The sequence below is a fragment of the Variovorax sp. Sphag1AA genome, from assembly GCF_014192575.1.
Classification (GTDB): domain Bacteria; phylum Pseudomonadota; class Gammaproteobacteria; order Burkholderiales; family Burkholderiaceae_C; genus Variovorax.
On sequence record NZ_JACHYC010000006.1, the window covers coordinates 495,979 to 516,556 of the forward strand.

The following is a 20,578-nucleotide window of genomic DNA, read 5'->3' on the forward strand; positions in this document are numbered from 1 at the left end:
GCGAGTTAGACTCGATCGATTGGAAAAGCCGCGCGCAAGGTGCGGCTCGAATCTCATTTCTGTCACCAAGGGCAGTGCACATGGCATCGGTCAACAAAGTCATTCTCGTCGGCAATCTCGGCCGCGATCCAGAAACACGCACCTTCCCCAGCGGCGATCAGGTGTGCAACGCCACCCTCGCCACCACGGACAAGTGGAAGGACAAGCAAAGCGGCGAAATGCGCGAGGCCACCGAGTGGCACCGCCTCGTCTTCAACGGCCGGCTGGCTGAAATCGCCGCGCAGTACTTGCGCAAGGGCTCGCAGATCTACGTCGAGGGCCAGATCCGCACGCGCAAGTACACCGACAAGGATGGCGTCGAGAAGTACGCCACCGACATTCGCGTCGACCAGATGCAGATGCTCGGCAGCCGCCAGGGCCAAGGCGCCCCGTCTGGCGACGACGATGGCTACGGTGGCGGTTACGGCGGTGGTGGTGGCGGCGGTGGCGGGTATTCGCGCCCGCCAGCAGCGGCTCCCCGGGCTCCCGCACCTGCGCCGCGCCAGGCGCCATCGAAGTCGTCGACGGGCTTCGACGACATGGACGACGATATTCCGTTCTAAGACCGACGTCTCCGTCAGATCAACAAAGGCCGACCTCGATGGGGTCGGCCTTCTTTCATGGTCGCGCGCCAGCAGTTGATGGGCGAATTGAGCGATTAAGAAATTGGAGTCAATCCGAACGTTTTGAGCAAAAAGCGCCCATCAATTGAAGTGATGACGTAATTCCAAGATTCCATTGGACCGAGATCGCTGCAGCGCCGAAAGTCACATCGCATTTGCAGGAGAGGTCGGGGTTGGTTCCCGGAATTTTCATGGAAACAGTCAGCGGTGTATTCGACGATTTGATGGCGTTTGTGGCTGTGGTCGACGCCGGTGGGTTCAGTGCCGCCAGCCGGCGTTTCGATATCCCGGTTTCGCGGCTCAGCCGCCGCGTCACTTTGCTGGAGCGTCAACTGGGTGTGAGCCTGCTTTCGCGCAACGCGCGCAAATTCCTGGTGACCCTTGACATGCTGGCCCAGGCCTTCGTTGCCCAAGGACAGGCGCCTGCCTGAGACCTGCTGCCGGTCCGAGATGCACCCGGACCTCGCGATCCGCATCCGCCAGTTCGTCCCATCCAACGCATCTTTGGAAAGCTGCGTTGCACCGCGCCTTCTTTTGTCGATGAGCCGCGATTCCTAGCATCCAGATGACCCGATCCACGGGTTCTGGCCCCACTGAATCGTGGAGCCGCGAGAGGAGACCGGCGTGAACCGAATTTTTTGCTCGATCTGGGATGAGATATCGCAAACGTGCGTAGCGGTTAGCGAGCGCACAGCAGCGCGCGGCAAGCGTCGGAGCGTGCAACGCGCCGGGCGCTCCAGATGCTACTCGGGAGGACTGGGTATTGTTTTACTTGGGATTCTCCAAATTCCCCAAACGTCAGCGTCTCCGGCGATGCCCGCGTGCGCTCGTCCATCCAGGGCAGCGTGGGCCTCAGAGTCACCTGGAAGTAACCCGGGACTGCCGACCATGCATATCGGAATCTCCGTGTGTTCCCGCGAGGGACAACGCATCTGGGCCGATGGACTGGGCCAGAACGTGCTGCTTCTCGCGCAGCTCTTTCAGAACCTGTCGTTTGTCCAGTCGGTCTCGCTCATCGACGTCGGCACGCCGGGTGCAGCGCTGCCAGCCGGGCCCGGGCAGATGAAGCTTCGCAGGTTGACCGTTCAAGAAGCGACCAAGCGGGTCGACGTGATCGTCGAGATGGCCGGCGCCCTGGACCCCCAGTGGGTGACCTCGATGCGGAGCCAGGGCAAGAAGGTGGTCTACGTGTGCTGTGGCCATCCATACGCCGGGCTCATCGAGCCCATCATTCCGGGAAGGCCCTCGGCTTTTTCAAGGGCCGACCGATGCGATGAAGTCTGGGTCCTGCCCAAGGACTCGGAGTTCGCTCCCATGCTCCGGCTGCTGCACCGGTGCCCCGTTCATGTGGTCCCGTTCATCTGGAGCCCGCGGTTCGCACAGGCGCGCATCGACGAGGTCGAACAGCTGGGCCAGCGCTTCGGCTATCGCACGCGCGATGCCGAGGACGAGGGATGGCGCGTGGCGGTATTCGTGCCCGCAACTGCGGTGGTCAAGACATCGATCGTCGCCATGGTGGCCGGCATCGATCCCTCCGAATCGATGGAGGGCAGCGTCAAGGTGACGCATGTGCTGAACACCCTGCACGCAAGGGACTACCCGGCAACACGCTATTTCGCGAGCTCGGCGGACCTGTTTCGGCAACACAAGGCCATCTTTCACGGGTCCTTCGACATCGTGGGCTTCATGGCCGAGTTCGCGGATGCCGTGATCGCGCATGGGTGGGAGAACGATCAGGACTACAGCTACCTCGACGTGCTGTACGGCGACTACCCCCTGATCCACAACTCCACCTGGCTCGCGGACGCCGGGTACTACTACGAAGACGAAAGAGGCGATGCGGCCGGAAGCGAGGCGCAGTTGCGCCGGGCCATCGTCGAACACGACAGTTACCTGGACGAATACCGCATGCGCACGCGGCGGGTCATCGCCTCGGTGGATCCGCTTCGTCAGGACAACCTCGACGTCTACGCCGAGAGATTGCTTAGGCTGCGCGCGCTCTAGGAGGCGATCGCCGATCGCTCGTCAAAGAGTTCGATGATGGCCGAGCGAACCCAGGCGTGCGTCGCATTCGATGCATGGCGATTGCGCCAGATGATCCAGAAGGGGCGCGGCGGTACAGGGATGGGCGGCTCTGCGATCACGAGCGAGTCTGCAAACGGGCTGGTCGCCACCAGCGAGTTCGGCAGTACCGCAACGCAGTCCGATCCAGCGATCACCGCGAGCGCTTGCTGGTGGCTGGGCAAGGTCAAGACCAGGTTGCGGGTGTATCCACGTGCCACAAGGATCTGGTCATAGATGCCCGCGGTCATTCCACCGGTCCGGTAATCGATGTGCCTTGCGTTCAGGAACTCCTCGATGTCGATGGATTCCTTGTCCAGCGCGTGTCCGCGCCGCATGACGAGGCTGACGAGCGATCGAATTGCTGACCGCGGGCTGCGTCAGGTTCAGGCGTTCGGCGGCACGGGTGACGGTTTTCAGCCTTCCATTGCCGGAATCGGCACGTCGTCGAAACGCTTGAACTCCTGAAGCGAAAAACTCGTCTGCACATGTCGCACGCCCGGCAGCCGATGCAGCTTGCTCTGGAGCAGCTCTGAGTAGGCGTCGAGGTCCTTCGCGATCACCATCAGAAGGAAGTCCGCTGACCCGGTGATGCCGTGGAACATCACCACCTGCGGGATGGCACGCACCGCTTCGACGAATTCATTCGATCGCGCCTCGTTCTGGAAATCGATGCTGATGCTCACGAACGCGACCACGCCGTAGCCGAGCGCCCGCCGGTCGAGCCGCGCGTGATAGCCGTCGATCAGGCCCGATTCCTCCAGACGGCGGATCCGCCGCCAGCATGGCGATTGCGAAAGGCCCGTCATCTGCGCCAGTTCGCCTGTGGTCAGCCTGGCGTTCTCCTGCAGTGCCGCGAGGAGCTGACGGTCGGTGTTGTCCAGATCGACGTGCATAAAAATTCCCAAAACTGAGTTCTGACGGAACAAATTATGCGAGCCCAAAAATATCGTTGGCAAGGATGACCCGATCAAGAACAATCGCGCAACCCTCCCTCCCTTGACGAGTGCCCCATGACCACAGCGACCGCATCCTTGTTCGATCACGTTCCCGCCTACGGGGGCGATCCCATCCTTTCCCTGATGGAATCCTTCCAGAAGGACCCGCGGCCGCAGAAGGTCAGCCTCAGCATCGGCGTGTACTTCGACAACGAAGGCCGCCTGCCGGTGCTGTCGTCGGTCCGCAAGGCCGAGACCGCGATCCTCCAGGAACTGGGTCCGCGACCTTACCTGCCGATGGAAGGCCTGGCCGATTTCCGCGGCGGCGTGCAGCGCCTGCTTTTCGGCGCCGAGCATGAAGCAGTGAAGAACGGCCGCATCGCGACCCTGCAGACCCTCGGCGGCTCGGGCGGCCTCAAGGTCGGCGCGGACTTCCTGCATCGCTACTTCCCCGAAAGCGGCATCTGGGTGAGCGACCCGACCTGGGAGAACCACCACGCCATCTTCGAAGGCGCGGGTCTCGAGGTGAAGACCTATCCCTACTACGACGCGAAGACCGGCGGCCTGCGCTTCGACGACATGCTGACCGCGCTGCGCGACCTGCCGAAACGCAGCATCGTGCTGCTGCACGCAAGCTGCCACAACCCGACCGGCGTCGACCTCACCACCGCGCAATGGCAGACGCTGATCCCGCTGCTGCGCGAGCGCGAGCTGATCCCCTTCATCGACATCGCCTACCAAGGCTTCGGCGACGGGCTCGACCAGGACGCCTTCGCGGTGCGCGCGATGGTCGATGCCGGCCTGCAGTTCTTCGTCGCCAACTCGTTCTCGAAGAACTTCTCGCTGTACGGCGAGCGCTGCGGCGGCCTGAGCGTGGTGTGCGCGAACAGCGAGGCTGCGAACGTGGTTCTGGGCCAGCTCAAGGCCACGGTGCGTCGCAACTACTCCACCCCGCCGACGCACGGTGGCCGCCTCGTCGCGCGCGTGCTGCAGGACCCGGCGCTCTTTGCCGAGTGGTCGAACGAAACGGCGGAAATGCGCAAGCGCATCCGTGCCATGCGCGAGCGCCTGCACGCGGTGCTCACCGACAAGTTCCAGGGGCGTCGCAACTTCGACTACTTCCTCACGCAGCGCGGCATGTTCAGCTACACCGGCCTGAGCGAGGCGCAGGTGGATCGCCTGCGTGAGGAGCATGGGGTGTACCTCGTGCGTTCCGGCCGCCTGTGCCTGTCGGGCCTGACGACGAACAACGTGGACCACGTGGCCGAGTCCATGGCCGCCGTTCTGGGTTGATCCGCATGACCACGCAGGCTTCCGGCTCGGTGCCCGAGCACATCGTCCACGAAGAGAAGGCGCAGCTCGACTTCAGCCGTTCGATGAGCTACGGGGACTACCTGCATCTGGACCAGATCCTCAACGCACAGAAGCCGCTGTCTCCTGCGCATGACGAGATGCTCTTCATCGTGCAGCACCAGACCAGCGAGCTGTGGATGAAGCTCATGCTGCACGAGCTGAGCGCCGCGCTGCGATGCGTTGCGAGCGATGAGCTCGATGCCGCATTCAAGATGCTCGCGCGTGTCTCGCGCATCATGGAACAGCTCGTCCATGCCTGGGACGTGCTCGCGACGATGACGCCGCCCGAGTACACCGCGATGCGGCCATACCTCGGCATGTCGAGCGGCTTCCAGAGCTATCAATACCGCTGCATCGAGTTCTCGCTGGGCAACAAGAACCCGGCGATGCTGAAGCCGCACGAGCACCGCGCCGACCTGCTCGAGCGCGTGCGCATCGCCTACGAATCGCCGTCGCTGTACGACGAGTCGCTGCGGCTCCTGGCGCGCCGCGGACTGGCGATCCCGGCCACGCACGTCGAGCGCGACTGGACCCAGCCCTATGTGGCGAGCGACGAAGTGACCAACGCATGGAGCGAGGTCTATCGCGATCCGCGCACGCACTGGGACCTCTATCAGCTCGCGGAAGAACTCGTGGATCTCGAAGACGCCTTCCGTCTTTGGCGCTTCCGCCATGTCACGACCGTGGAGCGCGTCATCGGCTTCAAGCGCGGCACCGGTGGCACGGGTGGCGTGAGCTATCTGCGCAAGATGCTCGACGTCGTGCTGTTCCCCGAACTCTGGCGCGTGCGCACCGAACTGTGAGTGGCGTGACGCTGCTGTCCCTCGAAGACCGCGAGCGCGAGTACTCGCCGAGTTCGTGCATCGGCGGCGACTACATGCCGTTCCTGGACGCTTACGCGGAGCGAAGTGCGGCGGCGCTGGAAGGGCATGCGGTTCGGCGCGAGCTGCCTTATGGCGACCAGCCGACCCAGCGGCTCGATCTGTTTGTGCCGCCCGGCAAGCCGGGTGCACCGCTGCCGCCTTTGCTCGTCTTCATCCACGGCGGCTATTGGCAGGAGCTGTCGAAGGACGACTCTTTCTTCGGCGCACCAGGCGCCCTCGATGCGGGCTTTGCCTACGCCGCCATCGACTACACACTCGCGCCGCGCGCGAGCATCGGTGCGATCGCGATCGAGTGCCGGAACGCGCTGCGCTGGCTGCATGCACATGGCGCAGAGCTGGGCATCGATCCGTCCCGCATCCTGGTCGCAGGAAGCTCCGCCGGCGCCCATCTCGCGGCGATGTGCTGCGTCAGGGGCTGGACCGAAGACCACGACCTGCCTGCTGGTGTCCCCGCTGCCGGCGTCCTGGTTTCGGGCGTGTACGAACTCGAGCCGCTGATCGGCACATCCATCGACGGAGCGCTGTCGCTCACGCCGCGCGATGCGGCAGTCTGGAGCCCGATGCGGCTGCCGCTGGCTACATTCCCGCAAACGGTGATCTGCTGGGGCGAGATCGAGACCGACGAGTTCGAACGCCAGAGCCGCACATTTGCGGATGCGGTTGCCGCCGCGGGCGCGCCCCGGCCCGAGCTGTTCGAGGTCGCCGCACGCAACCACTTCGACGTCATCCTCGATCTGTCCGAACGCGGCACGCTGCTCGGCGATGCCACGCTTCGCCTCCTTGAAGCCTTGCGAGACCGAACCCCATGAAAGAAATCATCGACACCGGCCTGCCGCCGCTGAAGCAGCCCTTCTCGTGGGCCGTGAAGGCGTCGGGCCTGCTCTTCACCGCGCATGGCCCCGTGCGCACGGATGGCACCATCGACACCGGCCCGATCGCCGAACAGGCGCGGCTGACGTTCGCCAACCTCAAGCGCGCGGTCGAGGCGGCGGGAGGCACGCTGGCCGACGTCACCCAGGTGCTGATCTACATGACCGATGTGAAGGACATGCCGGTCATCGACGAGGTCTACCGCGAGTTCTTCGAGGCACCCTATCCGAACCGCTCCAGCATGGGCGTCGCGGGCCTCGTGGTGCCCGGCATGAAGATCGAGATCGTCGCCTACGCGGTGATCGGCTAGGCCGGCGGGAGCGCCGGCTCCGACCTCATTGCGGAACGATGCGCGCGCTCTCGCCCTTGCCCTGGATGAACACCTTCTGCCCGACGCGCAGGCCCGGCGTCACCGGCTGCGTCACCTGCACCAGCACGCCGCTGTTGGTGCGAACGAAGATCTCCTGGCCTTCGAGCGGCCGGTCGTAGCGGCGCGCCACTTCGGCACCGCCGATCGTGCCGCCGATCGCACCGACCACCATCGCCACGTCGCGGCCCGTGCCACCGCCGATCAGGCTGCCGATGCCCAGGCCGGTGAGGCCGCCCAGCACGGCGCCCACGCCCGTGCCGACGTTGCTCTGGATCTGCGCTGGCCGGATCTGCTCGATCGTCCCCTGACGGATCGTCGGGTCCTCTGGCGGCGTGGTTGCGCACGCGGCCAGCACCAGTGCCATGGCCAATGCGGCAATGCGGGAGAAGAACTTCGTCGTCATGGGGATGCCTCCTTCCGGGCGTCGTTGGTTGTCGGTTGGTCGCAAAAGATGATGGCAGGCGACACGCGCGAGGCAATTGGCCTTACGTGCAGCGCCGCTTGCACCTTCGGGCATGAAAACCCCGGTGCGTCGCGATCGCAACCATTCCTCGTTGGCTTGACAAAGATTCAGGGGGCACCAATGCTAGGTCTCTGACATCGAGAGCGGGTAGCAAGAACAACCGCAGGTCGAGCGACCACCGAGAGGAGATCCGATGGCATCAGAACAGAAGATGTCCCGCATGCAGCTCACCGCGATGGTGGTGGGCGGGATGGTGGGCGCGGGGATTTTTTCGCTGCCGCGTACCTTCGCGGGGGCCACAGGGCCTCTTGGCGCGGTGATCGCGTGGATCATCGCGGGCACCGGCATGTACATGCTCGCGCGCGTGTTCCAGGCGCTGGCCGAGCGCAAGCCCGACCTGGACGCGGGCGTGTTTGCCTATGCCAAGGCGGGCTTTGGCGACTATCCGGGCTTCCTGTCGGCCTTCGGCTACTGGATCAGCAGCTGCATCGGCAACGTCTCGTACTGGGTGCTGATCAAGTCCACGCTGGGGGCGTTCTTTCCGGTCTTTGGCGACGGCAACACCGTGGTGGCCATCGTGGTGGCCTCCATCGGCATCTGGCTGTTCCACTTCATGATCCTGAAGGGCGTGCAGCAGGCGGCGTTCATCAACACGGTGGTCACCTTCGCCAAGATCATCCCGATCCTGGTGTTCATCGTGATCCTGATCTTTGCGTTCAGGGTCGACCTCTTCAGCGCCAACCTGTACGGAGGCGACCTCACGGGCAACATCTTCGAGCAGGTGCGCGCGACGATGCTGGTGACCGTGTTCGTCTTCATCGGCATCGAGGGGGCGAGCGTGTATTCGCGCTACGCCAAGGAGCGCTCCGATGTGGGCAAGGCCACCATCATGGGCTTCATCGGTGTCACGGGCCTGATGGTGCTGGTGACCATGCTGCCCTACGCGGTGCTGCAGCGCGCGGACATCGCCGGCATGCGCCAGCCCTCGATGGCGGCGGTGCTGGAGGCGGTGGTGGGGCACTGGGGTGCGGTGTTCGTGAGCGTGGGGCTGATCGTCTCGGTGCTGGGGGCGTACCTGGCCTGGTCGCTGATCTGCGCCGAAGTGATGTTCACGGCGGCCAAGACGCGCGACATGCCGGCGGTCTTTGCGCGCGAGAACGCCAACAAGGTGCCGGCCAATGCGCTGTGGCTGACCAACATCATCGTGCAGCTGATCGTCATCACGACCTACTGGTCGCGCGATGCGTTCGCGCTGATGCTGAACCTGACCAGTGCGATGTCGCTGATCCCGTATCTCTTCGTGGCGGCCTATGGGGTGCTGCTGTCCAAGCGCGGCGAGAGCTACCAGGTGCGCCCGCAGGAGCGTGGGCGGGACTTGTTCATCGCGGCGGTGGCGGCGCTGTACACCATCTTCATGATCTGGGCGGGCGGGCTGAAGTTCATCCTGCTGGCCGCCATCCTGTACGCCCCCGGCACGGTTCTGTACGTGTGGGCGCGGCGCGAGCAGGGCAAGCAGGTTTTCAAGCCGATCGACTGGCTCATCCTTCTCGTCGTCGTCATCGGCGCGGTCGTCGGCATCTACGGCCTGGCAACGGGCCTCATCACCATCTGACAGGAGATTCAGGCACGGCATGACCGCTCCGAAGAACCAGCAGCTTTCACTCGGCGCCCTCGTCGCGCTCGTTGTCGGGTCGATGATCGGGTCCGGCATCTTCGCGGTGCCGGCCGCGTTCGCGCGCTCGACGGGCGTGGCGGGCGCGTTCATCGCGTGGTTGATCGCCGGCTTCGGGATGCTGATGCTGGCCTTCGTGTTCCAGACGCTCTCGCGCCGGCGACCCGACCTCGACACCGGCATCTATGCCTATGCGCGCGAAGGCTTCGGAAGCTACCTCGGCTTCGCATCGGCCGTGGGCTACTGGATCGGCTGCTGCCTCGCGGACGTGGCGTGCCTGGTGCTGATCAAGGCCACGCTCGGGCAGTTCTTCCCGGTCTTCGGCGACGGCACGACGGTGGTTGCGATCGTGTCGGCATCCATCCTGCTGTGGGGCGTGCACGTGCTAGTGCTGCGCGGCGTGAAGGAAGCGACGGCGCTCAACACCATCGCGACCATTGCCAAGATCGTGCCGATCGTGGTCTTCATCGTGGTCGCGATCGTGGGATTCAAGGCAGACATCTTCGCGCTCAACTTCTGGGGCGGCGAGGCGGCAAGCGTGTCGAGCGTCGCGAGCCAGGTCCGCAGCACGATGCTGGTCACGGTGTTCGTCTTCGTCGGCATCGAAGGCGCGAGCGTCTATTCGCGCTACGCCAAGCGGCGCGAGGATGTCGGCATCGCGACCGTGCTGGGTTTCGTTGGCGTGCTCTGCCTGCTGGTGCTCGTCACCATCCTGTCTTATGGCGTGCTGCTGCGGCCGGACCTCGCCGCACTGCCGACGCCCGCGATGGCCGGCGTGATGGCCGCGCTCGTCGGCCCGTGGGGGCTGATCTTCATCAGCGTCGGGCTGCTGATCTCCATCCTCGGCAACTATCTCTCGTGGTCGCTGCTTGCGGCCGAAGTCCTGCATTCGGCGGCCAAGAACCAGACGATGCCCGCCTTCCTCGCACGCGAGAACGCCAACGGCGCGCCGGCGGCAGCACTGTGGCTGACCAATATCGTCATCCAGGTCTTTCTGCTGGTGACGTGGTTCGCCGAGTACGCGTTCACACTCGCGCTGAAGATGACGAGCGCGATGACCCTCGTTCCCTACCTGCTCGTCGCGGCCTACGGCTTCAAGCTCGCCTGGACCGGCGAGACCTACGAAACCGATACGCCCGGTGCACGGAACCTGGACCGGGTGCGCGGCGCGATCGCGACCGTGTATGCCTTGGGCATGCTCTATGCAGGGGGCCTGAAGTTCCTGCTGTTGTCGGCGGTGCTGTACGCGCCGGGCACCGTGCTTTACTTTCTTGCGCGGCGAGAGCAGAAAGCGCGGATCTTCACGCTCCCGGAGATGTTCGTCTTCGCTGCGCTGGTGGTTGCCGCGATCGCTGCCCTGTTCGCACTCGCCTCGGGTGCCATCACCGTGTAGCACGGCCGCGCTGGACTGGCGGGCCGTTTTGATTTCTCATGGAGTACTGGTATGACGCGCTATCTCTACATCGCCCTGATCGTGATCTTTGCAGGCATCGTCCTGCTGTTCAAAATCCAGAACATGGAGTCGGTGACCGTGTCGCTGTTCTCGATGAGCGTCACGCTGCCGACCTCGGTGCTGGTGCTGCTCGTGTACGTGCTTGGGATGTTCACCGGTGGCTTCGTCCTCGGTCTGCTGCGCACGTGGACGAACAAGGCCACCATGCGCTGAACCGCTTTCCAACTTCATCACTTCAAGAAAAGGAAATCCAATGAGCAACTTCTGGGACCTGATCCAACTCCTGCTGTCGACCTTCGTCCTCATCGTCTACCTGCTCATCCTGTTCCAGATCATCGGCGACCTCTTTCGCGATTCGGAACTGGGCGGTGGCTTCAAGGTGCTGTGGATCATCGGCCTGATCATCCTTCCGGGGCTGACAGCGATCGTCTACATCATCGCGCGCGGCCGCGGCATGGCGGAGCGGCAGCGCGCCAGCCTGGCGCGCGCCAAGTCCGACACCGATGCGTACATCCGCAACGTGGCCGGCAAGTCGCCGGCGGAGCAGATCGCCGATGCGAAGGCGCTGCTCGATGCGGGCACGATCAACCAGGCCGAGTTCGAGAAGCTCAAAGCGAAAGCCTTGAGCTGAACGCTTCCGAGGCGCGGCACTCGCGAATATCCCTTCGCGACAGAAGCCAGCCGATCCGGGTAAAGATCGCGGGATGGTTCCGTTCTCGATCCTCGATCTTTCCCCCATCGTCGAAGGCGGCGATGCCGCTCAATCGTTCCGCAACTCCCTGAGCCTCGCGCAGCATGGTGAGAAGCTCGGCTTCCAGCGCTACTGGCTGGCCGAGCATCACGGCATGCCTGGCATCGCGAGCGCCGCGACGGCCGTGCTGCTGGCATTCGTCGGCGCGGGCACGTCGACCATCCGAATCGGCGCCGGCGGTGTGATGCTGCCCAACCACTCGCCGCTGGTGATCGCCGAGCAGTTCGGCACGCTGGAGTCGCTCTACCCGGGCCGCGTCGACCTCGGCCTCGGCCGCGCGCCGGGCTCCGACCAGCGCACCGCGCAGGCACTGCGGCGCGACCTCCAATCCGATTCCGATCGCTTTCCGCAGGACGTGATCGAGCTGATGGACTTCATGTCCAAGGAGCCGCGCCAAGCGGTGCGCGCCGTGCCCGGCATGGGGTTGGAAGTGCCGGTGTGGATCCTCGGTTCGAGCACCTTCGGTGCGCAGCTCGCGGCGCATCTTGGCCTTCCTTATGCCTTTGCCTCGCACTTCGCGCCGCAGCAGCTCATGCAGGCGATCCGCATCTATCGCGAAACTTTCAAGCCCTCGGCGCAACTGGCGAAGCCTTACGTCATGCTGGGCTTCAACGTGTTCGCCGCCGACACCGATGAAGAAGCCCAGTTCCGCGCGACCTCATGGCAGCAGGCCTTCGTCAACCTGCGCAGCGGGCGCCCCGGCCGCCTGCCGCCACCGGTGGCCGGCTATCGCGAGCGCGTGGGCCCGGCCGAGAACGCGCTGCTCGATTCGGTGCTGTCGTGCTCCGCGGTGGGTTCGCGCGACACGGTGCGAGAGCGCCTGCAGGCATTCATCGACCAGACTGGCGCGGACGAGCTGATGATCACCTCGCAAGTCTTCGATCACCAGGCGCGACTGAAGTCCTACGAGATCGTGGCTGGCCTGCGCAGCGAGATCACCGCCAGGGCCTGAACGCGATTTCCCCGACGCGGGCACCGGCTTGGCGGGGCTGAGACAATCCCAGCCCTATGAAAAAGCAGCGCATCGTGGTGGGCCTGAGCGGCGGAGTGGACTCCGCAGTCACGGCGCACCTGCTGAAAGAGCAGGGCCACGAGGTGGTCGGCATCTTCATGAAGAACTGGGAAGACGATGACGACAGCGAATACTGCTCGTCGAACATCGACTTCGTCGACGCCGCCAGCGTGGCCGACGTGCTGGGCATCGAGATCGAGCACGTCAACTTCGCGGCCGACTACAAGGACCGCGTCTTCGCCGAGTTCCTGCGCGAATACCAGGCGGGCCGCACGCCGAACCCGGACGTGCTGTGCAACGCCGAGATCAAGTTCAAGGCCTTCCTCGACCATGCCATGCGCCTGGGCGCGGAGAAGATCGCGACCGGCCACTATGCGCGGGTGCGCTTCAATGAGGCGAAGGGCCGGCATGAGCTGCTCAAGGGCCTCGATCCGGCGAAGGACCAGAGCTACTTCCTGCATCGGCTGAACCAGCAGCAGTTGTCAAAGACCTTGTTCCCGGTCGGCGAACTGCGCAAGACCGAGGTGCGCCGCATCGCAGACGAGATCGGTCTGCCCAATGCAAAGAAGAAGGACTCGACCGGCATCTGCTTCATCGGCGAGCGGCCGTTCCGGGAGTTCCTGAACCGCTACATCTCGAAGGAGCCGGGCCCGATCCGCGACGAGCGCGGTCGCAAGATCGGGGAGCACCAGGGCCTGAGCTTCTACACGCTGGGGCAGCGTCAGGGGCTGGGCATCGGCGGCATCAAGGAAAAGGGCGCGCAGCGCGGCGGCGGCGAGCACGCGCCGTGGTTCGTGGCGCGCAAGGATGTCGAGAACAACACGCTGTGGGTGGTGCAGGGGCACGACCATCCGTGGCTGCTGTCGAATGCGCTGGAGGCCGATGACGCGAGTTGGGTCGCCGGCGAAGCGCCTGCGCAGGGCGCGTATGCGGCGAAGTCGCGCTACCGGCAGGCGGACTCGGGCTGCGATCTTGCTGATGGTGCGAACGGCGTGTTCCGGCTTGACTTCGCGGAACCGCAGTGGGCCGTCACGCCAGGGCAATCGGCAGTGCTCTATGACGGCGAGGTCTGCCTGGGCGGCGGCGTGATCGCGAAGGCCGTCGGCGGCTAGGCGTCCGGCGCTGCCACCGAATCGTCGAGGTGGATCAGGTCGAGTGGATAGCGCTTGCCCGCAAGGAAATCCTCGACGCACTGCAGCAGGAGTGGGCTGCGATGTCGCTCGCGGCTCGCGCGGATTTCATCGGCGGTCATCCAGAGCGTGCGCACGATGCCTTCGTCGAGCTGGCGATCGGCTTCGAATGCGCCGAGCGTGCCAGTGAAGGCGAAGCGCATGTAGGTGATGTCTTCCGCGCGTCGGGTGCGGGCCATGTAGACGCCCAGCAGTGCGGTCGGCGTGAAGTGGTGCGCCGTCTCTTCGAGCGTCTCGCGGATGCATCCCTCGGCCGGCGATTCACCCGGATCGAGATGGCCTGCGGGCGTGTTGAGCATCAGGCCGTCGGTCGTCTCTTCCTCGACGAGCAGGAAGCGGCCGTCCTTCTCGATCACCGCTGCCACCGTGACATTGGGCTTCCATCGCTCTGCCATGTGCTTGCTACTCCTGGGTTGGTGCCAGTGCTTCGAGTTCGGCCGCGGTGGGCTTCGGCAGCACCAGCGTGACGGTGCAACCTGCTCCCTCGGCGCTGTCGATCTCGACCGTTCCGCCGTGTCGCTGCGCCACAGTTCGCACCAGCAATAGCCCCAGGCCGACGCCGTGGACTTCGGGGTGCGCCTTGTGATGCAGGCGATGGAAGGGCTGGAAAAGCTGCGACTGTAGCTCGACCGGAATACCAGGGCCGTGGTCGCGGAACGCGATCCGCCAGTGCCGGTCTTGCTCGTGCACCGCACATTCGAGATCGGCGCCCCGCGGCGAGTACTTGAGCGCGTTGCTCAGCACGTTGGTCAGCGCGCGCATCAGCAGCGTGCGGTCGGCGATGCACAGCGCTTCTTCCGGTGCGGCCGTCAGCAGCATGCGCACCTGCTGTTTCCGGGCATGAGCCCATCCGTCGTCGATCGCCTGCTGCACCAGCGCGACGATGTCGAGTGCTTCGGGGTGGAAGCGCTCAGCCTCGGCGCGCGCGAGGTTGACGAAGCCGTCTGCCAGCTCCAGCCCGGTTCGTGCCTTGCGCTCGATGCCTGCAAGCAGGTTCTCGAGGTTCACGTCGGGCGTTTGGCGGGCCAGTTCGAGGATGGTCAGGATCGAGGCGCTGGGCTCGCGTGCGTCGTGCGAGATGAAGCGGAGCGCTTCGTCGCGCTGGCTCTGCGCGCGGCGCAACTCGGTGATGTCGACCAGCGCGATCACCCAGCCGGCATGGGCGTTGTCGGCATTGAAGAAGGGCACGCAGCGCAGCAGAAGCGTGCGCGCCTGCGCATCCACGCATTCGCCAGTGATGGGCTCCGGCTCGGCGAGCAGCGCGCCGGGCGGCATCATCGGCGCCCCTGTAGTGCGACGGCGGATGCCTGCCATTAGGGCGTGCGCATCGGCACCGATCATTTCCGAGCCATCGCGCGCCCAGTAAGCCAGCGAGGCGGCGTTGGCGAGCACGACGTGGCCGGAGGGGTCCAGGGTGATCGTGGCGTCGGGAAGGTGGTCGATGACGTCGCGGACAAAGCGGTGCATGTCGCGCATGCTGTCGACGGCGGCGCGCGTGGCTTCCATCTGGCGGTCGAGGAAGTCCCCGGCGATGCCCTTCGGCGCCGCAGCCGGCCGGCGGCCCATGTCGCGCAGGATGGCGGCGGTGCCGCGCTGCAGATGCCGCACTGCGGCCGACAGGCGCATGAGACTCCACAGCGGATAGAGCAGCAGCAGGCCGGTGACGCCGGCCGCCGGCGCGAAGAGCACGCCGATCGACGGCCGCCCGAGGTGGATGCCGAGCTGCAGCGCGAGCATGGCGCCGATCAGCGCGATCACGCCCAGCGGCCGCAGCCAGAGGACGCCGAGGAGCGCAACGGCCAGTGGCGCCAGATTGAACAGCAGGTCTTGCCACGGCTTCGCGATCACGACAGCCCGTCCATCGGTCAGGGTCTGCAGCACGTTCGCAAAAACCTCGACGCCGGACATGAGGCCCGGCACATCGGGCGAGGTGTTGGCATGCACGTCCCCCAGGCTCGGCGCGGTAGCACCCACCAGCACGTAGCGGTTGCCGAACACGTCGGGCGGTACCTTGCCTTGCAGTACGTCGATGTACGAGACGGTCGTGAAGCGTCCCGGGCCGCGTGTGAACAGCAATACCCGCTGGTCGCTGCGCAACCAGGGGCCGGACATCGGCGTGGGTGTCGGCGGCGGCGGTTCGGCGTGGCCGAGCGCCGCATCGCGCAACGCGAGCGCAAAGTGCGGGCGCATGCGGCCTGCGAAGCCTTCGTACAGGTAGACACTGCGCACGACGCCGTCCTGATCGAACGCAAGGCGCGTGTGGCCGATGCCCGTGGCGGCCTCAGCGAGAACTGGCGCGGGGACCCACTCCAGCAGCTGCTGCGACTTCAGTGTGCTGACGGACGCCGGCAGCACTGTGCAGCGGCTGTCGCGGATCGCCTGCGCAAGCGCGGCGTCGTCATCGGGGTGTTCGGTGTCCGGCCCGATCAGTCTCAGGTTCAGTCCGATGCATTTGGGCGATTGGGCGGCGATGCGGTCGAGCAATTCGGCGTGGGTCACGCGCCGCCATGGCCAGCGGCCGATGGCAGCGAGGCTTTTTTCGTCGATCGCGACGATCACGATGTCGTCCGAAGGCGGCGGCGCCAGCGCCGCGCGGGCGCTGTCCTGGAGAAGCTGGTCGACGCGCGGGAGCGGCTGGGTCAGGCTGAGGAAGGCAACGAGCGTGACCAGGCCGATCGAAAGGAGCACCCACGGTCCACGGCGACGCAACCAGCCCTGCAGCGGCGTGAGCTTCGCTGCAGCGTGGCCGGGGTCCTGCCGGGAATCGGTGCCGCCCTTCCGGTGGGCGGCGCCGTTCATTTCGACCTGTCGCCAGTCAAGGGCCCGAGCGGGCTCAACGGGTCGAGTGGATCGCCGCCGGTGCACTCCAGCCGATAGCCGAGGCCGTACACCGCTGACAGCAGGAAGCCGTTGGAAGGCACCAGATCGAGCTTGCCGCGCAGGCGCGAGATGTGGGTGTCGAGGGTGCGTGAGGGGGAATCCTTGATCTCGCCCCAGATGGCCTCGCGGATGTGCTCGCGCGAGAGCAGGCGGCCCATGTTCTGGAACATGAGGAAGGCGAGGTCGTATTCGCGGTGGCTGAGCTCGGCAGCCTGCCCCCTGATGCGGAGCGTGTGCGTCGCGGCGCTGAACTGGTAGTCGCCGAACGTCAGGTCGGTGCCATGCAGCGCCGGATAGGAACGGCGCAGCAGCGCACGCACACGTGCCTGCAGCTCCCCGACGCGGATCGGCTTCACCATGAAGTCGTCTGCGCCGGCAGCGAGGCCTTCGACCATGTCCGCCTCTTCATGCCGGTTCGTCACGAACAGGATGGGGATTCGGCTGTTGAGGTCATCACGGATCCATCGCACCACGCGTGGGCCGTCCACGTCGGGCAGGCTCCAGTCGAGGATCAGCAGGTCGTAGCTCTGTTGCCGGAGATCGCGCAACAGGACCTTGCCTTCGGAGAAGGAATGGCACTCGTGGCCGATGTCCTCCATGGTGTGCCGGATGAGTTCGAGCTGGCACGGCTCGTCGTCGAGCGCTGCAATTCGCATTCCATTCCCTGTATCTTGTTTTGGCGCTGACCCGTCGACTTGCACGAGCCGCGCGAGCGTCAGTGTACTCATGGCCAGACGATTGGGGTTCACCATCCGGCGACCTGCTGCGCATGCTGAAATTGCTATGGATTTCGTAGCTGCGATGTCAATAAGGATGCGCCCTGAGCCGCATGTCCGTGCCGTGACAAAGGAGCGACTTCGGGGGAGCGTCTTCATGTAAGCTCGGGCGCCAATTCCAACGCTTCCCGAGGAGATTTCCCATGCTCATAGGCGTGCCGGCCGAAACTGCGCCAGGCGAAACCAGAGTGGCCGTCACGGCGGAGACCGCGAAGAAACTGGTGGCGCAAGGCCATACCGTTCGAGTGCAATCGGGAGCGGGCACGATCGCCAGCGTCACCGATGCGGCCTACCAGGCAGCGGGCGCGGAGATCACCGATGCTGCAGGCGCCTTCGGCTGCGAGATCGTGCTGAAAGTGCGCTCGCCCGACGAGCGTGAGATCACCCTCATGAAGCCTGCGACCGCGCTGGTCGGCATGCTCAACCCCTTCGACGCCGCGGGCCTGCAGCGACTGGCTGCAGCCGGCCTCACCTCCTTCGCGCTCGAAGCTGCCCCGCGCACCACGCGTGCGCAGAGCATGGACGTGCTCTCCTCGCAGGCCAACATCGCCGGCTACAAGGCCGTGATGATGGCCGCCGACAAGTACCAGCGTTTCTTCCCGATGCTGATGACCGCTGCCGGTACCGTGAAGGCGGCCCGTGTCGTCATCCTCGGCGTTGGCGTGGCCGGATTGCAGGCGATCGCTACTGCCAAGCGGCTCGGCGCGGTCATCGAGGCTTCGGACGTGCGTCCCTCGGTCAAGGAGCAGATCGAATCGCTCGGCGGCAAGTTCATCGATGTGCCGTATGAGACCGCCGAAGAGAAGGAAGCCGCAGAAGGCGTCGGCGGCTATGCGCGCCCGATGCCCCCGAGCTGGCTCGATCGCCAGAAGATTGAAGTCGCCAAGCGCGTGGCACTGGCTGATGTGGTCATCAGCACCGCGCTGATCCCCGGCCGCGCCGCACCGACGCTGATCACCGAAGACATGGTCAAGTCCATGAAGCCAGGCTCGGTCATCGTCGACATCGCCGCCGGCAAGGGGCCTGTCAATCCCGATGGTGGCATCGGCGGCAACTGCCCGCTCTCCGAAGCCGACAAGACGGTGGTCAAGCACGGCGTGACGATCATCGGCGAGACCAACCTGCCCGCGCTCGTAGCGGCCGATGCTTCCTCGCTCTATGCGCGCAACGTGCTCGACTTCCTCAAGCTCGTGCTGCCGAAGGAGGGTGGGCTCAAGATCGACCTCGAGGACGACATCGTCGCCGCCTGCCGCATGACGCAGGACGGCCAGGTCACGAAGAAGTAAACGAACGACGAGAACCCCGAGGAGAAGAACCCATGGATCCCGTTTCCCATACCGTCATCAACCTGATCATCTTCGTGCTGGCCATCTATGTGGGCTATCACGTGGTGTGGACTGTCACGCCGGCGCTGCACACGCCGCTGATGGCCGTGACCAACGCCATTTCCGCGATCGTCATCGTGGGCGCCATGCTCGCTGCTGCACTCACCGAATCGACGCTCGGCAAGACCATGGGCGTGCTCGCCGTCTCCTTGGCGGCGGTGAACGTCTTCGGCGGCTTCCTGGTCACCCGGCGCATGCTGGAGATGTTCAAGAAGAAGGACAAGAAGGCAGCCCCTGGCGCCGAGAAGGCGGAGGGCCACTGACATGTCGATGAACGTCGTCACGCTGCTCTATCTCGTCGCCAGTGTCTGCTTCATCCAGGCGCTCAAGGGCCTCTCGCATCCGACCACTTCCATTCGCGGCAACATCTTCGGCATGGTCGGCATGGCCATCGCCATCCTGACGACCGCGGCACTGATCGTGCAGCTCTCGGGCGGCAAGGCCATTGGCATGGCCTGGGTGCTGCTGGGACTCGTCGTCGGCGGCGGCTACGGCGCGTATCGCGCCAAGACCGTCGAGATGACGCAGATGCCCGAACTGGTGGCCTTCTTCCACAGCATGATCGGCTTGGCGGCCGTCTTCATCGCGGTGGCGGCGGTGGTCGAGCCCTGGGCCTTCGGCATCACGCCGGCGCCGGTGGCTGCGGCCGTGGGCGTGCAGACGCCCGAAGGCGCCGCGATCATCGACGGCTTCCTGCGCTACGCGATTCCTGCTGGCAACCGGCTGGAGCTCTTCCTGGGCGCGGCCATCGGCGCGATCACCTTCAGCGGCTCGGTCATCGCCTTCGGCAAGCTCTCGGGCAAGTACAAGTTCCGCCTCTTCCAGGGCGCGCCGGTGCAGTTCAAGGGCCAGCACATGCTGAACCTGATCCTCGGGCTCGTGACCATCGGCCTGGGCCTGGTCTACATGGCCACCGAGAGCTGGTTCGCCTTCCTGCTGATGGTGATCCTGGCCTTCGTGATGGGCGTGCTGATCATCATCCCGATCGGCGGGGCGGACATGCCGGTGGTGGTGTCGATGCTCAACAGCTACTCGGGCTGGGCGGCCGCCGGCATCGGCTTCAGCCTGAACAACGCGATGCTGATCGTGGCCGGCTCGCTGGTGGGCTCTTCGGGTGCGATCCTGAGCTACATCATGTGCAAGGCGATGAACCGCTCGTTCTTCAACGTGATCCTGGGCGGCTTCGGCGGCGAGGCGGCTGCAGCGGGTGCCGGTGGCGCCAAGGAGCAGCGGCCGGTCAAGAGCGGCAGCGCGGACGACGCGGCCTTCGTGCTCAGCAATGCCGAGACGGTGATCATCGTCCCGGGCTATGGCCTGGCGGTCGCCCGGGCGCAGCACGCGGTCAAGGAACTCGCGCAGAAGCTCACCGAGCATGGCGTGACGGTGAAGTACGCGATCCACCCGGTGGCGGGCCGCATGCCGGGCCACATGAACGTGCTGCTCGCCGAAGCCGAAGTGCCCTACGACCAGGTCTTCGAGATGGAAGACATCAACAGCGAGTTCGGCCAGGCCGACGTGGCGATCATCCTGGGCGCCAACGACGTGGTGAACCCGGCAGCCTTGCAGAAGGGCACGCCGATCTACGGCATGCCGATCCTGGAGGCCTACAAGGCCAAGACGGTGATCGTGAACAAGCGAAGCATGGCCGCGGGCTATGCGGGCCTGGACAACGAACTGTTCTACATGGACAAGACCATGATGGTCTTCGGCGACGCCAAGAAGGTGGTCGAGGACATGGCAAAGGCCATCGAGTAACGCGGCCGCCATCAAAACCACAACGGGCCGCAGAGATTCGCGGCCCGTGCCGCTTGGATACGTCAAGTTACGATAGCGGCAATTTTTCCTATCGAGATTCTGG

At 65.1% G+C, this 20,578-nt stretch carries 22 protein-coding genes and 1 pseudogene; 17 read left to right on the forward strand and 6 right to left on the reverse strand.

All coding sequences use genetic code 11. From position 1 onward, the window contains the following. Positions 1 to 80: 80 nt before the first annotated feature. From ssb to FHW64_RS25160, 4 genes and pseudogenes are all read left to right on the forward strand, one after another. Positions 81 to 602: a single-stranded DNA-binding protein gene (ssb, locus tag FHW64_RS25150; protein WP_184530948.1), complete on the forward strand. Its 522-nt coding sequence runs from the start codon at positions 81 to 83 to the stop codon at positions 600 to 602. Positions 603 to 853: 251 nt separating this feature from the next. Next, positions 854 to 1,093 carry a LysR family transcriptional regulator gene (locus FHW64_RS25155; RefSeq protein WP_184530949.1) on the forward strand — a complete coding sequence of 80 codons (240 nt, stop codon included), beginning with the start codon at positions 854 to 856 and terminating at the stop codon, positions 1,091 to 1,093. Between the two features lie 193 nt (positions 1,094 to 1,286). Continuing rightward, a pseudogene (locus tag FHW64_RS34885) lies at positions 1,287 to 1,394 on the forward strand (ESPR-type extended signal peptide-containing protein); the annotation flags it as partial. Between the two features lie 156 nt (positions 1,395 to 1,550). Beyond that, a complete protein-coding gene (locus FHW64_RS25160) occupies positions 1,551 to 2,666 on the forward strand; it encodes a DUF2827 family protein (RefSeq protein WP_184530950.1) in 1,116 nt (371 codons plus the stop codon). On the opposite strand, the gene FHW64_RS25165 is transcribed toward FHW64_RS25160, so the two are convergent. Continuing rightward, positions 2,663 to 3,061, reverse strand: a complete 399-nt coding sequence (locus FHW64_RS25165; protein ID WP_184530951.1) for a LysR substrate-binding domain-containing protein — start codon at positions 3,059 to 3,061, stop codon at positions 2,663 to 2,665. The genes FHW64_RS25160 and FHW64_RS25165 overlap by 4 nt on opposite strands. A 78-nt stretch (positions 3,062 to 3,139) precedes the next feature. Next, positions 3,140 to 3,619, reverse strand: a complete 480-nt coding sequence (locus tag FHW64_RS25170; protein ID WP_184530952.1) for an Lrp/AsnC family transcriptional regulator — start codon at positions 3,617 to 3,619, stop codon at positions 3,140 to 3,142. A 138-nt stretch (positions 3,620 to 3,757) separates the two neighbouring features. Here FHW64_RS25170 and FHW64_RS25175 point away from each other — a divergent pair, with 138 nt between their 5' ends. Genes FHW64_RS25175 through FHW64_RS25190 form a run of 4 tightly spaced genes read left to right on the forward strand, consistent with a single transcriptional unit; the run spans position 3,758 to position 7,078 of the window. Beyond that, positions 3,758 to 4,954, forward strand: coding sequence for an amino acid aminotransferase (locus tag FHW64_RS25175; protein WP_184531115.1), 1,197 nt, complete (start codon positions 3,758 to 3,760; stop codon positions 4,952 to 4,954). A gap of 5 nt (positions 4,955 to 4,959) precedes the next feature. After that, complete coding sequence (gene kynA, locus FHW64_RS25180; protein WP_184530953.1) at positions 4,960 to 5,817, forward strand: tryptophan 2,3-dioxygenase; 858 nt, start codon at positions 4,960 to 4,962, stop codon at positions 5,815 to 5,817. A gap of 5 nt (positions 5,818 to 5,822) precedes the next feature. After that, a complete protein-coding gene (locus FHW64_RS25185; RefSeq protein ID WP_311733359.1) occupies positions 5,823 to 6,707 on the forward strand; it encodes an alpha/beta hydrolase in 885 nt (294 codons plus the stop codon). Continuing rightward, on the forward strand, positions 6,704 to 7,078 hold the full coding sequence (locus FHW64_RS25190; protein ID WP_184530954.1) for a RidA family protein: 375 nt from the start codon (positions 6,704 to 6,706) through the stop codon (positions 7,076 to 7,078). Before FHW64_RS25185 ends, FHW64_RS25190 begins: the two co-directional genes overlap by 4 nt. A 25-nt stretch (positions 7,079 to 7,103) precedes the next feature. Here the strand turns inward: FHW64_RS25190 and FHW64_RS25195 are convergent, their stop codons facing one another. Further along, positions 7,104 to 7,541 (reverse strand): hypothetical protein, encoded by a 438-nt coding sequence (locus FHW64_RS25195; protein ID WP_184530955.1) that lies wholly within the window; start codon positions 7,539 to 7,541, stop codon positions 7,104 to 7,106. 253 nt (positions 7,542 to 7,794) lie between these two features. On the opposite strand from FHW64_RS25195, the gene FHW64_RS25200 reads away from it, so the two are divergent. The 6 genes from FHW64_RS25200 to mnmA all read left to right on the forward strand — a co-directional run bounded on the left by FHW64_RS25200 (position 7,795) and on the right by mnmA (position 13,601). Further along, positions 7,795 to 9,213 carry a basic amino acid/polyamine antiporter gene (locus tag FHW64_RS25200; protein WP_184530956.1) on the forward strand — a complete coding sequence of 473 codons (1,419 nt, stop codon included), beginning with the start codon at positions 7,795 to 7,797 and terminating at the stop codon, positions 9,211 to 9,213. A 19-nt stretch (positions 9,214 to 9,232) separates the two neighbouring features. Continuing rightward, positions 9,233 to 10,666 carry a basic amino acid/polyamine antiporter gene (locus FHW64_RS25205; RefSeq protein ID WP_184530957.1) on the forward strand — a complete coding sequence of 478 codons (1,434 nt, stop codon included), beginning with the start codon at positions 9,233 to 9,235 and terminating at the stop codon, positions 10,664 to 10,666. 51 nt (positions 10,667 to 10,717) lie between these two features. Beyond that, positions 10,718 to 10,939 (forward strand): lipopolysaccharide assembly protein LapA domain-containing protein, encoded by a 222-nt coding sequence (locus tag FHW64_RS25210; protein ID WP_184530958.1) that lies wholly within the window; start codon positions 10,718 to 10,720, stop codon positions 10,937 to 10,939. Between the two features lie 40 nt (positions 10,940 to 10,979). Then, the gene (locus FHW64_RS25215) at positions 10,980 to 11,357 is read left to right on the forward strand and encodes an SHOCT domain-containing protein (protein ID WP_184530959.1); all 378 of its coding nucleotides are present in this window, start codon (positions 10,980 to 10,982) and stop codon (positions 11,355 to 11,357) included. A gap of 73 nt (positions 11,358 to 11,430) precedes the next feature. After that, complete coding sequence (locus tag FHW64_RS25220) at positions 11,431 to 12,429, forward strand: LLM class flavin-dependent oxidoreductase (RefSeq protein ID WP_184530960.1); 999 nt, start codon at positions 11,431 to 11,433, stop codon at positions 12,427 to 12,429. A gap of 56 nt (positions 12,430 to 12,485) precedes the next feature. Continuing rightward, complete coding sequence (gene mnmA / locus FHW64_RS25225; RefSeq protein WP_184530961.1) at positions 12,486 to 13,601, forward strand: tRNA 2-thiouridine(34) synthase MnmA; 1,116 nt, start codon at positions 12,486 to 12,488, stop codon at positions 13,599 to 13,601. Here the strand turns inward: mnmA and FHW64_RS25230 are convergent. From FHW64_RS25230 to FHW64_RS25240, 3 genes are read right to left on the reverse strand one after another with little or no spacing between them, the layout of a single operon-like run. Beyond that, the gene (locus FHW64_RS25230) at positions 13,598 to 14,074 is read right to left on the reverse strand and encodes an NUDIX hydrolase (RefSeq protein ID WP_184530962.1); all 477 of its coding nucleotides are present in this window, start codon (positions 14,072 to 14,074) and stop codon (positions 13,598 to 13,600) included. The genes mnmA and FHW64_RS25230 overlap by 4 nt on opposite strands. Positions 14,075 to 14,081: 7 nt before the next feature. Next, entirely contained in the window at positions 14,082 to 16,478 is a 2,397-nt protein-coding gene (locus tag FHW64_RS25235) for a CHASE2 domain-containing protein (protein ID WP_184530963.1), read from the reverse strand. Continuing rightward, positions 16,475 to 17,215 carry a response regulator transcription factor gene (locus FHW64_RS25240; protein ID WP_184530964.1) on the reverse strand — a complete coding sequence of 247 codons (741 nt, stop codon included), beginning with the start codon at positions 17,213 to 17,215 and terminating at the stop codon, positions 16,475 to 16,477. The genes FHW64_RS25235 and FHW64_RS25240 overlap by 4 nt, the downstream gene beginning before the upstream one ends. Positions 17,216 to 17,478: 263 nt before the next feature. Between FHW64_RS25240 and FHW64_RS25245 the strand changes: the two genes are divergently transcribed. From FHW64_RS25245 to FHW64_RS25255, 3 genes are read left to right on the forward strand one after another with little or no spacing between them, the layout of a single operon-like run. Next, positions 17,479 to 18,621, forward strand: a complete 1,143-nt coding sequence (locus tag FHW64_RS25245; RefSeq protein ID WP_184530965.1) for a Re/Si-specific NAD(P)(+) transhydrogenase subunit alpha — start codon at positions 17,479 to 17,481, stop codon at positions 18,619 to 18,621. 32 nt (positions 18,622 to 18,653) lie between these two features. Then, complete coding sequence (locus FHW64_RS25250) at positions 18,654 to 18,983, forward strand: NAD(P) transhydrogenase subunit alpha (protein ID WP_184530966.1); 330 nt, start codon at positions 18,654 to 18,656, stop codon at positions 18,981 to 18,983. A 1-nt stretch (position 18,984) separates the two neighbouring features. Beyond that, positions 18,985 to 20,475 carry an NAD(P)(+) transhydrogenase (Re/Si-specific) subunit beta gene (locus FHW64_RS25255; protein WP_184530967.1) on the forward strand — a complete coding sequence of 497 codons (1,491 nt, stop codon included), beginning with the start codon at positions 18,985 to 18,987 and terminating at the stop codon, positions 20,473 to 20,475. Positions 20,476 to 20,578: the final 103 nt, after the last annotated feature.